The organism is Brucella sp. NBRC 14130 (assembly GCF_040371715.1).
Taxonomy (GTDB): Bacteria; Pseudomonadota; Alphaproteobacteria; order Rhizobiales; family Rhizobiaceae; genus Brucella; species Brucella intermedia.
Genome location: NZ_BAABTE010000013.1, coordinates 1 through 13,634 on the forward strand (window position 1 = coordinate 1; position 13,634 = coordinate 13,634).

A 13,634-nucleotide genomic window follows, 5' to 3' on the forward strand; every position below is an offset into this window, starting at 1 on the left:
GGTAGCGGACTCCCATCAAGGCCAGGAGCGTGATCGCTCCAGCGATAGGCCGGATAGATTCACGCATCCAATGCCGAGTTGCCGCCAAATGTTCTTCTCGCCCGGGAGGCGTCCATAGATTGTCGTAAATGCCGCGTCCCGGGATGCCGCCGAATACGCGAAATGCATGATTGTGGGCATCAAACAGCATCTCGTGCGTCTGTAGCAGATAGGCCCGAACGATGAAGGCTCGGCTGTAGCTCAGCTTCGTGTGCGCCACCTGCAGCTTAGTGCGTTCATTGCCGATGATCGCCCAGTCCTCCGACCAGTCGAACTGGAAGGCTTCTCCGGGATCGAACGCCAGAGGTACATATGTCCCGCGGCCCGTCGTCTGCAACTCTCTCTGGCGATCATCACGCCATTCCCGGGCAAATGCCGCAACCCGATTGTAGGAGCCCTCGTAGCCAAGGCTCATCAGGTCAGCATGCAATTGCTTCATCGTCCGCTTCTGTTTGCGGTTCTTCTTGGATTCCGTCTTCAGCCAGGCAGACAACCGATCAGCAAAAGGATCGAGCTTGCTCGGCCGCTCCGGGACCTTGAACTTCGGCTCCACACCGTCCAGGCGCAGGTATTTGCGAATGGTATTCCGGGATAAGCCGGTCCTGCGGCAAATCTCCCGGATCGATAAATGGTCTCGAAAATGCCAGCGTCGGATCACGCTCAATAACGCCATGTCGATCACTCCATAGCCCTCGCTGAAAACATGCAAGGGAAGGTTGGAACATGGGTCAATTCTCAATGGAAATATCAGGCCACGCTGGGTCAGTTCTCAGTGGCAATCAACAGTCATCAGTCACTCATTGCAGTTTCAAATAGCGAGTTTTACGAGAACAAGCTGTTTATCGTTCCTAGTCCGTACACGCACGAAGCCGGAATGGGGCTCCGATTCCATCAAGTTGCAGGCGGAACCTTTGAAGAAGGCGTTAACAAAACTGAAGCCAAGGCCGTGGCCAAGGCTATCATCAAGCATGCTCTTGAGAACCCTAACCAGTCACTGGGTGTTGCTGCTTTTTCGATCAAGCAGCGTAGGGAAATTCAGGATCAACTTGAAATCCTGCGTCGGCTTAACCCTGAAACCGAAGCCTTCTTTCATTCGCATCCAACAGAACCGTTCTTCATCAAGAACCTCGAAAACGTTCAGGGTGACGAACGTGATGTCATCTTCATTTCAGTGGCCTACGCCCGCAATGCCCAAGGGTACATGGGGATGAGGTTCGGCCCACTTGGAGCAGAGGGTGGTGAACGACGTTTGAATGTTTTGATTAGTCGCGCCAAGCAACGCTGTGAAGTCTACGCGTCCATAACCGATGAGGATATCGATTTGGAGCGCGCACGAGGCAAAGGTGTAGCTGCATTCAAGCTCTTCCTTCATTTTGCAAGAACCGGACGGCTTTCGCTTTCAAAGCGTACCGAACGCGAGATGGACAGCGTTTTTGAAGAACAGGTCGCTGCGGCATTGACCGAGCGTGGCTATCAGGTGCATCCGCAGGTGGGTATTGCGGGGTTCTTTATTGATCTTGCGGTCGCCGATGATGCCGTTCCCGGGCGGTATTTGCTCGGTGTTGAATGCGACGGTGCGGCATATCATGACTCTCGTTCAGCTCGCGACCGAGATCGTTTGCGACAAGCTGTTCTCGAAGCGCATGGCTGGAATATTCATCGCATATGGAGCACCGATTGGTTTCAACGCCCAAATGCTGAGCTCGAAAAGCTGATCGCCGCGATAGAACGTGCGAAGGCCAATACACTTGAACTCGAAGGTGACACAGAAAAGAAGCGCAAAGCAGTCAATGTGGAGATCATCACCATTGATCGTGAGGACGTGACTGAAATCGGGCTATTGCCGAAGGATGTGATCGAAAACGCAACTCCCCTTTATAAGGAGGCGTCAATCACGCCAGCGATCCATGTTGAACTTCACGAAACGCCTCTCGGCATTCTGGTTGAACACATTAAGGAAATTGTGGAGGTCGAAGGCCCCCTTCATCAGGACGAACTCGTCACTCGGCTCAGAAGCGCGTGGGGATTACAAAGAGCAGGCCAGCGCATCAACAGCCACGTAACCGTGGCAATCTTGGCGGCGGCCCGAAACAAGCACATCAACATTGAAGGCCAATTCCTGCTATGGCCAAATGGAGAAATAAAGCTCCGTGATCGAAGTGAAGTTGCCTCGCTCAGTTTACGTCGTCTCGATATGCTACCTCCAATGGAGATCGATCAGGGACTTCGACAACTGGTCGAGGCGAGCTTCGGTGCAACGCCAGATGAAGCGATCAATGCGATTTCCAGAGCGCTTGGGTTCAAATCAACAAGTGGTCAATTGAGGGAGCAGATCCAAGCGAGAATTGGCTATTTGAAAAAAGCCAATATACTTGAGGAACGAGATGGGCTTCTCACACTCAAGACAATTTAAGACCGAAGAAACTCCGCGCCTGCTTCTGCCCCAATTGCGGAAGAAGCAGGCGCACTCAACGTCGCATCAATTATTTAGTTTCTGGACCGTTCTTGAAGGCTACCACTTGGCAAGGTTTTAGGGCGTCAGTTCTGAAATGTTTAAGTTTCTAAGCGCCGACCTGTTTTAGAGAGGCGATTTTTACGTGGGGGCAAAATGCAAAAATATTTAGCTTTCGTCGCGATCCTGATTGCGGCTCTGTCGTTTTCCAATTTCGCGGATGCACGCAATACACCATGTTCTGGAAAGAAAGGCGGCGTTGCGCGTTGTACCGCCGATGGCAAGTTTCTCTGTCAGGACGGCTCAATCAGTAAATCCAAGCGACTGTGTACTAGAAAGTAGCAGTCGTATGGTTCGAATGATATTGACGGCGCTTCTCAGTGTAGGCGCTGTAGCCGCTCATGCCGCTGAAATCACTGGAAGAGCCTCGGTGATCGACGGTGACACAATCGAAATACATGGTGCACGCATTCGACTTAGCGGGATTGACGCCCCAGAAAGCACGCAGACCTGTAAGAATGCGGAAGGCAAGTTATATCGTTGCGGACAGCAAGCGGCCTTAAAACTGGATACATTCATTCAGGATGCACAGCCTGTCACTTGTTTCACAGTGGATCGGGATCGGTACGGCCGAACCGTTGCGACGTGCCAAACAAGCCAAGGCCGAGACATCGCTGCATGGTTGGTCGAGAACGGTCTCGCATTGGATTGGCCAGTTTATTCCAAGGGAGCATACGAACGCGTGCAAGACATTGCTATGCGAGCCTCTTCAGGCCTTTGGCAAGGTGATTTCATTGTGCCATGGGAATGGCGAAAACTGCCGAAAACACAGCGTCGATGAGCCAAGGAAAGCCAATGGAATCGAGCAGGATTACTTACGCTATCGGCGATGTGCACGGGCGTGCAGATTTGCTGGAAAAGATGCTGGATCAAATTCAGACTGATGTTGATCAGCGAGCGGTCGAGTATCGCATTATCTTTTTAGGAGACATCATTGATCGCGGACCTGATAGCAGGAGGGCGATGGACTTGGTACATGCAACGCTTAACGCTTCCCCGGATAGCCGCCTGATATTGGGCAACCACGAGGAATTCTTCCTACGGGTCCTCGATTGCAGCCAAGAGAGTGAACGTGTGCTGGACCACTGGTTAGGTAAAGGCGGCTTCGAGACGCTAGCGTCATATGGCCTTCTTGATTGCAGAGACGTCACGCACTTGGCCGAGGAATTCAACAAACATTTTCCTCATCATGTAGCAATGATGCGACAAGCCGAGAACCTTATCGTCGATGGAAACTTTGTGTTTGTCCATGCAGGCGTCCGACCAAACGTCTCTTTTAAAGAACAACGAGAAAAAGACTTACGCTGGATCAGAGATGAGTTTCTCAACCATACGGATGCACATGAGAAATTCATTGTTCATGGTCATACGGTTACTGCATCGCGTAGGCCGGAAGTTTATTCAAACAGAATAGCACTGGACACAGGAGCCTATCAGAGTGGAATACTAGCCTCGGCGATAGTCGACCCAGTCGGGAGGCTAGAAAATGTAAGCCTTTTTGTGGCGATGACTGACTGCGCCCCAGAAGAGTCAGTAGAGATATAATTAGCGCTCTAATAACGTTGAGTTCGCTATCCATCCACTATTCTGATTATCAATCTGCACGCGGCTCCACCGTCCCTTTATTTCCAACACAGAAACCTCAGCATCCTTCGGAAGGACTTTCAATACATCAAAAGTCGTTCCAGGACCTTTCCTCAGATTGACTGCCGTCTTCGTATAACGTGTGGAAGCTTTCTCTGTTGCGGTGTCAGTTTTTACCGAGATACCTGCAGGAGCGTTAATAGGGCGCGTTTCCGTATTTTTATTAGGCAGCAGTTGTGGTGCCATATCCACCTCTTGAGGAGACGAGATGTTCGGCTCAGACCCCTGTCCCAAGGAAGGTGAAGATTCACTTGTCGTGCGACTAACAGAATTTGTGTCCGTTTGGCGGCTGCCGAATTCGAAAAAGCGCAGTACAAAAAAGCTAGCAACCAGTCCTATCAAGACATACGCAATAGTCCTGAAATGATTGCGCTTGATCGCAGGCTCGTCAGGCACAATCGCGCTGCGGACGTCACCTTCAATTACAGGGGGAGCAACGGTTTTACGACCGCGAGGTAGCTCCGCCAACAGATTACAGCCGTCGGCAAACTGCTCAATGAGACCTGTTTTTGAAAACTCGACTAGTTCGTTGATACCACTGTTGCTCTTGAAGTGAACGGATTCATAAAGGCAGATCGGAATTTGTCTGTTGTCTTTAAAGCGACGGTCTGGTCCACCATTTTTATTGGGATACTTCCAAGTATGGCCGACAACCGTTGTATCGCTCGGTACACGTTCGGTTTCGATAAACCTTGAAGGCTGCCATCGCAAATTCAGATCAGCATACTGTACGGAACCGAATCGATTTCTATCTTGAACCAGAACGACATCGGGCATGAAGTACATAACCTGCCTACCGACATGAAGCGCAGGCGGAGTTATGTTGCTGTTAATAATTGAAGGCAGTTTATATAAGAGTGCGGTCGCTTTCCTGTTAACGAGATGGCTCGCACCTGCGTTTCGTTTCCAAGCGGTAAGCCCTTGCACTGCGCCGCCAGCCTCGATGTGCCATTTGGCGGCGCAACCACAAAGAGAATCAAATCCCTCAGTTAGACGCCTATAGCCCCGCTCCGCCTCCCCTTCGAGATCATAATAAAGCACCGTGGTACGTCGGTATGAATCAAGCCACTTACCTATCGCCCATCCAGGGAGTGCCAATAGGCTGAACAAAAGCGCAGTCCCTCCCCCGAGCGCAAGACCTGCCACGAACCCAACGCCGCCCAAAATCCAAGCCAAAGTGGTGGACATTCGCGATTGCGCAAACTTGGAATTGATTTCGTTGAGCAAATTTTCAAAGGATTCGTCACGCATATGCATAACGTCGCCAGATTCTATCTCAACCATGGTGACATCGGTGTCGAAATATGCCCCGACAGGAGGCCGTGCACTTTGCGTTAGCTCTGGCGAAGATCGCTTACGACCTGCGTTACCCAACGTAGCACGATAATATAGTCCTCCAGCGCCAGCATGGATGTAATGACCGCGCGGACCTGTTCCTATCCGGAGGCCTTTAACGCCTACAGAAACGCCGACACCGCCCTTTGAAAAATTGAAACGAAATGGCCCCGCAGAAACCGATTTTCTAATATAAAATGGCAACTGTTCCCCCAGTTCGCTTGCTCATATGTGTTTTGCTGGAAACCTATTGAAGATTTTGACCTATCTCCCGATAACAAGCGTCGACGGCCCCGACGTCGTAACGGTTTAATGGCTTCCAGGCCCGTCCCTTAAAATCGAAAAACTCGATCACACACTTGTCACGCTCGGTATCAGCCCATTGCGCGGCGATGAGGCGACTATCGCGCCGAAACATCAGCGACAAATACATGTTGTCTTCGCCACCGCGTGGAAAGCCCATTGGACGACCAGTATTGCTATCACTCACAATCACTGCCGAGCAGCCGGTCCCACAGCCAAATTGAATCAACGAATAGTGCCCCGCAAAATTGGGTCCGTCTTTGAGACCATTGCGAATTCGAGTTCGAAACGAATTGAAATCCTTATCGCGTCCCTTGAAGTCCGGCATCTTCGTTTTGCCCGAAAACCGCGCTTCGACGGGATATGCGCGGGGATCTGGAGCACTTACACGGGTGGCATTGGCTTGAACAGAATTCGAAGCCGACGATTGGCGTCCTTCGCATTGATGCCAGTTCATCTGATATCCGTATTCGCCGGGACGCCCATAGCACCAACCAACAGACGCGAGTTTGGCATCCAGCTTATCTCGTCGTCCGCAAGCTTTATGTGTTTCAGGAGAATCTCCCGATCCACCTCTGCATAGTTGGTTTTCTGTATGCCACTGCGAGATTATTCGGGTGGGTTCGAATACGTTTTTGTCGAGTGTTATGACCTTCCCCGATTCAGAGACGATCCTATTCGTGCGTGGATCCCAGCCGAAAGCGAATTCGGCATCTCCGGACGAGGTCTTGCCAGAGAAGCTTCGCGCAAACCATTCGACGACACCTATGATCTGGCAATTATCCGTGCAGATAACTCTAACCGTGTCGGCTTTGGGGCTATAGGCCCGCTCAGGCCAACGCTCAACAAACTTGCGCTTCTCATCAACAATGAACGATTTGGCCTGGACCTTGTCGTAAAATGTAACAGAGTCAGCATACGCGCTTTCCGCGAAGTTCATTGACTGGCTGTTCGACTGCGACCAGGTTTCGTAATAGCTCGTCAGAAAAGCGCGTGCTCTATCTTCTCTCGTGTCATTCTGCGGAGTAGTCTCCGCCACTGACGGCGGCTGGTCGGGTTGAGGATTTGTCGCCACGGAGGGTGTCGATGCCGCAGTGGCTTCACCACTCGTTGTTACTTTGAAGTCTTGCATCTCAGTCGCGGTCAGATAGCGCATATCCGTGCTCGGTACCGACAGACTGAGCTGCAGAAGCCTTGGATCGATGCCCATTTCGACGAGATAGGTAATGATGTGCGCTGTAACTCTTTGGACAGCGGCCACCGCACTTTGCCCGTCCAGTGTATGTTCAGGAGCAAACGATGACTGATGGACGCCGATTGCACCTGGTTCCGCATGCCGATTGATACCACCAACAAACGCAAGAGCACACGCCGATGAGCATTCCATAGAACGCGCTTGCATTGTCGACAGACCAAGGGATCGGATCATTCGACCGTATGCCATCGCGGAGATAATATTGCCCCCTCCACTTGAGAACGAGACGATCTTGGCACCAGTAGCGCCAACTTCGCGAGCAAACACACTTGGATCGTCGTTGGTAGAAAACTCGCCTTTCAAGACCAATGCCGGTGGTCCATCATCAAGTGGTACACGTTCAACAGCGATTTCCGCATGTGCGAATGTCGCAAGCGAAAATACAGCGATAACATTTGTTATCAGGAAACGAGCCAATTGCCATAAACCCATTACCGTTACTCGCTTTACCTGGCTGAAATACGAAGAGCGTCAAGGGTTTCAGGCGTGATTGTTCCCGTCACCTTCAATCCATAATCGCCTTGAAGCCGTTGCAGTCCTGTTTTCATTGTTGGACCAAGAAGCCCATCGATATCCCCCTTGTAGTAGCCGTATGCCAGCATCGCGAGTTGGACCTGTTTCACGACTTCCTTGAACTTGTCGCTATTGCCAGGGAGCGTCTTCAAAGGCGCGACTGTACCCCCTCCTGCACCTGACCCAGACGGTGCAGATGGATAATATTGGGGCGACGGCGCAGGGGCAGTGTTAACAGGCGGATTATAAAGCGGTGCCGCATAACTCCGAGACGGCGCACTGTAAGAAGGCGCTCGATAGGAATAGCCGCCGGTTGAGGAACGATGACTGCTATGAGACCGATGTGAACTGTGGCTTCTGTGGCCAGCCAGAGTGTAGTCGTGGTCCATCCTGAAAACATCGAATAGAGATTTCGAGCTTCCTCCGTCATCTATAGACGGCTTTGGTGGCATTGCCACGGCTTCCGCTGGCAAGAACCCAGCGGCCAGCAAAGATGGAATTGCAAATACCTTCTTTTTCATAATACCCCCAACGCCCTGTAACCGTGATTACGCGGATGCCATTCAAAGAAGCCCCCACAAGCCTCCTTCATCGAACATCCATCACATTCCTCTAGAAAAGTCTTCTTCCAATCCGAGATTGTAGCTGGTGCCAGCGATCTGTAAGCCACTGGCACAGTGCAGAGTGGAAAATTATACAATTTTGCTTCCAGCCCTCGACTTTGGACGATGTTCAATGCCGTAGCCAGTCCCATAAATTGATCAGAACTGTCGAAGAATAGCGCGTCCCAATTTTTCCTGCCGTAACCAATGTTTTCCATCTGCATGATGGCCCAAACGTCAATAAAGGGCAGCATCGTCGCAATGAATCTCGCCAGTTCCGGCAGGTGCTCTGCGTTGGGGCGCATCAGCACGGTTCTGAGTTCGATCCGACAGCCAGCACGGACCATCAGCGCCAAATTCTTCTGCAACTGGTCGTAAGCACCAGCCTTGCCGACGATTTCGTCATGTACGCAAGCATCTGCTGAATAAAGAGGGACGCCCCAAATTACACGACCGAGATCAATCTGGCTTAGGGCGGATAGATCCTCGGTAGCAAAATGCTGAGCATTTGTCAGAACGTGAAAACTGATATCGGGCCGCTGTTGCATTACACGGCTGAGAAGTCCGAAAAGCTGCCCCTTATAGAGGGTTGGCTCACCACCCGACAATCCGATTACTGCGTTGCGCGGAGCCAACAATGCTGCGGCTTCGAAGTATGGAAACAAATCCACATGATGCTGTTTCGGGGGCTGGGAACACATCACGCAAAGCTGGTCACATCGCTCGGTAATTACGAATGTATTATGAGGCGAGTTTCTGCGAACAAGACGATCAGCGACACCCTTTCTCGGATTGACAAGGAGCACATCGCCATTGAGATCAGAAGGCGAAATTCCCGAGATTGTTATTCGGCCTGCCTTCCCTTCGAAGATGCTTTTGCCATCTGAATCTGCCACGAGATTTGCTTCGAAAGCTTCATCGACCCACAGCTCATCCATCGGCCGATCTGCCCATAGTCTAACAACAAAGGGCTCCGACGCATCTGACATTGCTTTGATACGGAGCGGTATCATGTGTGCACCTCAACCATCTGAGGGCTCCAATCGGCGATACCTATCCAATGTGCGACGGAAAACCGAACTGCTTCGTCATTGCTATATAAAAATTCGAATGCCTTATCGAAAATGGCTGTGTGGCGACCACAGAACCACGTTTCGTGCCGAGGGACGTCAATGCGACCATAGCGCGACAGATCATCGACGACATCAGTCCCGCAGAAAGGTTGATAAACGCAATGAATGCAGTCTGGGTCGAAATTGTTCAGCGACGAGGCGTTGAGAGCGGCGATCTTTGTGGAATCCAAGCCTGACGAGAGGTCACCTATGCTGAGATCAATCCGGCCGACACGTGACAGCATTCGGGCTTCGTCGGTTGGATAAAACACGCCATCATGATCAATGACCAAATAGTCTGACGCAAAGAAGTTTGGATTTCGAAGATCCACATGCTGATCTGATCCGGTGCGGAGAATACGCTTCAGACACTGACTGAAATAGTATTCTTCCAAAACCGATCCAGTTGCGAAATTGCGCTCGACCAAGCGATCAATGAAATCGGAATAAAGAGTATTCCAGCGTTGAAGCACGTCACCACGCTGCTTCAGTTTCCGGGCAAATCCCTGATAATTTATCGGGCGCAGGTAAATTGATCGAATGCCGAACTGTTCAAAGTTCGTAATCAAAGCTTCAAGATCAGGAGGATTATCGACATCAATGGTAGGTAATGCCGAAATCTTGCCTTCTGGGAAGCGACGAACTGCCTCGTTCAGATTCCTGAAGAACGCGTCCGTTTTTGAAGCTTCATGCGTTCTTTGACGTTCGTGCGTTCTACGATCTCCGTCGACGGACGTGCTTATAAAAGTGTCGTCATTTGCCAGAAAGGACCATTCGCGCCCAGACAAATTTTGCAGGTTCGTGCAAACGACAAACTGAGCACTCTCGAAACGTTGTCGGCAAAACGCCCTCACCTTTTCAAGAATATCCAACCGAAGTAGTGGCTCTCCACCCTGAAATTCGATCTTGATCGATCTGGTTGAAAGTTGGTTCAGAAACTGGAGAACAGCCTCAAGCGTTTCTTCATTCCAATCAAAGCCCTGCGCCGTCTCCGAAACGCGAGAAACCTGGCAATAGCCACAAGTCAGATTGCAGCGCAGTGTGGGGACGAGGATCAAATACGTCAGTTCACCCGCGACCGCCTGGCGTCGCGACCATCTATAAGCAAATGAAGTCCACGCAAGGTCGTTCTGTTCTTCAAATGCGTGGCCATTTGACTTCAAGAACGTCAAGTCGCGTTGGGCAAGATTGCCGTTTGCATATCGATCCAGGAACTTCGCATCTGACCGGAAGAAGCCCCCCGCGTCGTCCGAGAATAGATATTCCTTACCCGTATCTTTGAACTTAAGCGGCCAGACCTCTGTCATTTTATGACCGCAGATAGCAAGGACTTCCGCAACGGCAGCGTTTCGACGAGAATCTTCTCGCGATAAATCTGATGGGCTATCGCGCTTCTAAAAACTGGAACAGATTGCTCATCGATTTCTCGGACGGTTATTTTATCGCCATCCAGCGAGAAACTGACGTTTGGATACAATCCCTGAAGCCTTAAAACAGCCGCTTCTGCGTAAGGTAAAAATGCTTCAGTGATTTCGCCGACCAATGATCGGGTTTCGCCACAAAATTGAAAATTCATATCTTCCCAGCCCAGAAACCATATTGCCTAGGTCTTCTGCGCGATCAAGCGGAAAACTGACCCTCCCCCCTTTCGTATGAGATCAAGCGCCGAAGACACCATCTTGACTGGAAACAATTACTGGCAGAGCATGATGGGCGATAGGTTTGCTTTCTCGTTAAGTTCAACGGAGTAGGTCATGAGCGACGATCACCGTCACGAACATCCAGATCGATGGAAACACGACGGTGTACGCGTGATCAAAGGGGATCAGCTTGATCCGAATACCGCGCAAACGCCCGGGATGTTTCGTCAGGCAGCTATCAATCATGCGCGTGTTGGAGCACAGAAAATCTGGGCCGGGACGGTTGCAATCGAACCCAATGCGAAAACTGGCGTCCATCACCATGGCGCATTGGAAAGCGTCATTTTTGTTCTTCGAGGCAAGGCGCGGATGCGATGGGGAGATCATCTGGAATACGTGGCCGAAGCCGGACCAGGCGATTTTATTTTTGTACCGCCCTATGTTCCCCATCAAGAAATAAACGCAGATCCTAACAACGTGCTGGAATGCGTTCTTGTTCGTTCCGACAATGAGGCAGTTGTCGTGAACATCACGGACGTGGATCCAATAGAAGATCCTGAGGAGGTCTATTGGGTGGATCCGTTACATCACCATCCTCAGCGACGCTAGCGCCGTTACGAATGGAGTAGTTCACTTTCAGACTAGCGCGCAATCGCAAGCCCGCTCAATCCAATTTGTCTCCGTCCTCCAAAGGACCACCACCGCTCAGTATATCTCTGACCTTATCAGCTTCAGCGTCTTCGACGGCTTCTATTCTATAAGTTTTCCCATTCGCCACTAAAAACTGCGGCCCATTTAAAGCCACAGAAGACAAAACATTGCTCGTATCTGAAATAAACTCATCAATCGTCCAAATCTTTCCAGTCTTCATCTAGACGCTATCCAATGTCTGATAACGGCAGCTGTACGAGCCACCGTTCGGTTTACTAATCCTTATTTTACCAAATTCTTGTCAATTGCTTCGACGAAAATATCCAGCTAATCAAGCTTGCGAGTGCAGTATGAACACGCATGAGCGACTGCTTCTAGATACATGTATCCTAAGTCAATTTGCTTACAAGAATCCGCCAACCGAACTTATCACATGGGTAAAGACATTTCCGGATATTTATTTCGCCATTTCGATTTCAACGGTCATCGAAATCCAGAAAGGCATTGAAAATCTGCGGTCTTGCGGCTCCCCTCGCGCAGATGCACTTGAGGAATGGCTTGAGCAACTGCTCGCTAGTGACCTTATGTGTTTGGATCACGATGCTAAGACCGCACGGATAATTGGTCGAATGCTTTCTGTCCCTGCCTTGAAATCGCTGTGGATCCCTGCCCCCGACTCAAAGAAACCCAAGCTGGGACAAGACCTTCAGATCGCAGCAGCTTCCATACGGTATGGAATTCCCATCGCGACGGCGAATGTTAGCGATTTCTTGCAAATCCACGAATGGTTCAAACTTCCTGGCTTATGCAATCCGATAACGGATACGTGGCATGTGGGCCATTTTAATCCAAACGTGAAGGCTTGACTCTCGCAGTTTGTTCCTGTTATGTTCTTAGTATGAAACACGCGCTCAACCCCTCCCCGAAGCTAACATCGCGCTCTGCAGAGCGCGATGTTAGCCGCGTGCTTCGAATACGTTTCATCTGATTGCTGAACCAGTTGTTCATTGACGGCTGACATTTAGCCGTCGCGATCAGAGGAACTCTCTTCCATGTTCCAATCTATTACCGACCGTCTTCTCAAGGACGTCAGACTGAATGCGTCTGCTTATAAATTCCAACCCTCGCAGGTACTGAAGTGCCGTGGCGAACCGCTTTTCCGTTCGCAACAAGCCCGTGACCTGGCATGTCTTTTTGATCTATCTCCTAACGTAATTGCTTGGACTTGTTTGCCTCTGCTCGTACGTTTTGGAGACGGTTATCATATTCCTGATTTCGCCGTTCAAAGGTCTGACGGCGATTATCTCGTGGACGCAACACCACCACCGGGTTGGGCAATCACCGCCGCAGAGGCTGATGGCTGGCTATATGACCGCGCCAGTTACCAGCATGACAACAATGCTGTGCTCATCGCCAACGCCGTTGATTTATTACCTTATGCGCGAACCTCAACGGTTTCGCTTTCTGACCGCGTGCGCCTGCTGACCGTTCTCGATGACGACGGCCCACTTCCGCTTAAGCATTGTTTTCAACTCATTCGAAATTCAAGCGAGCCAATGGCGGCAATCGCCGCGCTCTATTTTTCCGGTGAAATCGTATTCGATTTGACTGAGAGGATAGCTCCGGAAACACGCGTTTCCAGAACCTAGTTCACCTCCACAATCCTAAATGATGCAAATCGGCGTTACGCGCCCGATAATGAGGAGTCTTACGATGAATAGCCAAAATTATCTGAACGACATGATCAGCAAACTCCACCAACTGATCGATGATCTGAAGATGCTCCGAGATGGCAAACAGCCAGCACCTGAAATTCTTGATGACAGTCCCGCTTTATACGATTGGAGTCAGACTACTCGACCTGCGGCGTGCCTGGAAGGATTCGTTCAAGAGCATCCGAGGCTTGGTCGCAACAAGCTCATCATCACCAGCGATCTCTACTATCTTGACCCCGAATTGCAATTCGCGCGCACCCTTTCCAGGTTCTATAGGCTCGGCAATCCAGCCAGGTTCGGGCGGCAGCATTAA

At 50.7% G+C, this 13,634-nt stretch carries 15 protein-coding genes and 2 pseudogenes; 8 read left to right on the forward strand and 9 right to left on the reverse strand.

Annotation, left to right across the window (positions count from 1 at the left end):
* Window positions 1-712 (reverse strand): IS21 family transposase (gene istA, locus ABWW28_RS21405; protein ID WP_353392042.1); only part of this gene is annotated, 712 nt, incomplete at its 3' end.
* 114 nt (window positions 713-826) lie between these two features.
* On the opposite strand from istA, the pseudogene ABWW28_RS21410 reads away from it, so the two are divergent.
* From ABWW28_RS21410 to ABWW28_RS21420, 4 genes and pseudogenes are all read left to right on the forward strand, one after another.
* Window positions 827-2,452, forward strand: a pseudogene (locus ABWW28_RS21410) (DUF3320 domain-containing protein); the annotation flags it as partial.
* Window positions 2,453-2,647: 195 nt separating this feature from the next.
* A complete protein-coding gene (locus ABWW28_RS27645) occupies window positions 2,648-2,833 on the forward strand; it encodes a YdcA family protein (protein ID WP_084486683.1) in 186 nt (61 codons plus the stop codon).
* 16 nt (window positions 2,834-2,849) lie between these two features.
* Entirely contained in the window at window positions 2,850-3,332 is a 483-nt protein-coding gene (locus tag ABWW28_RS21415) for a thermonuclease family protein (protein WP_313013558.1), read from the forward strand.
* A gap of 14 nt (window positions 3,333-3,346) precedes the next feature.
* Window positions 3,347-4,096, forward strand: coding sequence for a metallophosphoesterase (locus ABWW28_RS21420; RefSeq protein ID WP_176587537.1), 750 nt, complete (start codon window positions 3,347-3,349; stop codon window positions 4,094-4,096).
* Here the strand turns inward: ABWW28_RS21420 and ABWW28_RS21425 are convergent, their stop codons facing one another.
* The 7 genes and pseudogenes from ABWW28_RS21425 to ABWW28_RS21455 form a co-directional block, all read right to left on the reverse strand.
* Window positions 4,097-5,446: an SH3 domain-containing protein gene (locus ABWW28_RS21425; protein ID WP_247886203.1), complete on the reverse strand. Its 1,350-nt coding sequence runs from the start codon at window positions 5,444-5,446 to the stop codon at window positions 4,097-4,099.
* Between the two features lie 141 nt (window positions 5,447-5,587).
* Window positions 5,588-5,734, reverse strand: a pseudogene (locus ABWW28_RS21430) (DUF4236 domain-containing protein); the annotation flags it as partial.
* A 43-nt stretch (window positions 5,735-5,777) separates the two neighbouring features.
* Window positions 5,778-7,520, reverse strand: a complete 1,743-nt coding sequence (locus ABWW28_RS21435) for a COG3904 family protein (protein WP_247886184.1) — start codon at window positions 7,518-7,520, stop codon at window positions 5,778-5,780.
* Window positions 7,521-7,534: 14 nt separating this feature from the next.
* Window positions 7,535-8,122 (reverse strand): His-Xaa-Ser repeat protein HxsA, encoded by a 588-nt coding sequence (gene hxsA, locus ABWW28_RS21440; RefSeq protein WP_313013535.1) that lies wholly within the window; start codon window positions 8,120-8,122, stop codon window positions 7,535-7,537.
* Window positions 8,119-9,141 carry a His-Xaa-Ser system radical SAM maturase HxsC gene (hxsC, locus tag ABWW28_RS21445; protein WP_247886183.1) on the reverse strand — a complete coding sequence of 341 codons (1,023 nt, stop codon included), beginning with the start codon at window positions 9,139-9,141 and terminating at the stop codon, window positions 8,119-8,121. Before hxsC ends, hxsA begins: the two co-directional genes overlap by 4 nt.
* Window positions 9,142-9,212: 71 nt before the next feature.
* A complete protein-coding gene (hxsB, locus tag ABWW28_RS21450) occupies window positions 9,213-10,622 on the reverse strand; it encodes a His-Xaa-Ser system radical SAM maturase HxsB (RefSeq protein ID WP_176587533.1) in 1,410 nt (469 codons plus the stop codon).
* The gene (locus ABWW28_RS21455) at window positions 10,619-10,891 is read right to left on the reverse strand and encodes a hypothetical protein (protein ID WP_176587532.1); all 273 of its coding nucleotides are present in this window, start codon (window positions 10,889-10,891) and stop codon (window positions 10,619-10,621) included. Before ABWW28_RS21455 ends, hxsB begins: the two co-directional genes overlap by 4 nt.
* Before the next feature lie 178 nt (window positions 10,892-11,069).
* On the opposite strand from ABWW28_RS21455, the gene ABWW28_RS21460 reads away from it, so the two are divergent.
* Window positions 11,070-11,564: a cupin domain-containing protein gene (locus ABWW28_RS21460; RefSeq protein ID WP_176587531.1), complete on the forward strand. Its 495-nt coding sequence runs from the start codon at window positions 11,070-11,072 to the stop codon at window positions 11,562-11,564.
* 55 nt (window positions 11,565-11,619) lie between these two features.
* On the opposite strand, the gene ABWW28_RS21465 is transcribed toward ABWW28_RS21460, so the two are convergent.
* Window positions 11,620-11,826 carry a hypothetical protein gene (locus tag ABWW28_RS21465; protein ID WP_112669985.1) on the reverse strand — a complete coding sequence of 69 codons (207 nt, stop codon included), beginning with the start codon at window positions 11,824-11,826 and terminating at the stop codon, window positions 11,620-11,622.
* Window positions 11,827-11,956: 130 nt separating this feature from the next.
* On the opposite strand from ABWW28_RS21465, the gene ABWW28_RS21470 reads away from it, so the two are divergent.
* From ABWW28_RS21470 to ABWW28_RS21480, 3 genes are all read left to right on the forward strand, one after another.
* A complete protein-coding gene (locus ABWW28_RS21470) occupies window positions 11,957-12,472 on the forward strand; it encodes a PIN domain-containing protein (RefSeq protein ID WP_176587530.1) in 516 nt (171 codons plus the stop codon).
* Window positions 12,473-12,658: 186 nt separating this feature from the next.
* Window positions 12,659-13,255: a hypothetical protein gene (locus tag ABWW28_RS21475; RefSeq protein ID WP_176587529.1), complete on the forward strand. Its 597-nt coding sequence runs from the start codon at window positions 12,659-12,661 to the stop codon at window positions 13,253-13,255.
* A gap of 64 nt (window positions 13,256-13,319) precedes the next feature.
* Entirely contained in the window at window positions 13,320-13,634 is a 315-nt protein-coding gene (locus ABWW28_RS21480) for a DUF6634 family protein (RefSeq protein ID WP_176587528.1), read from the forward strand.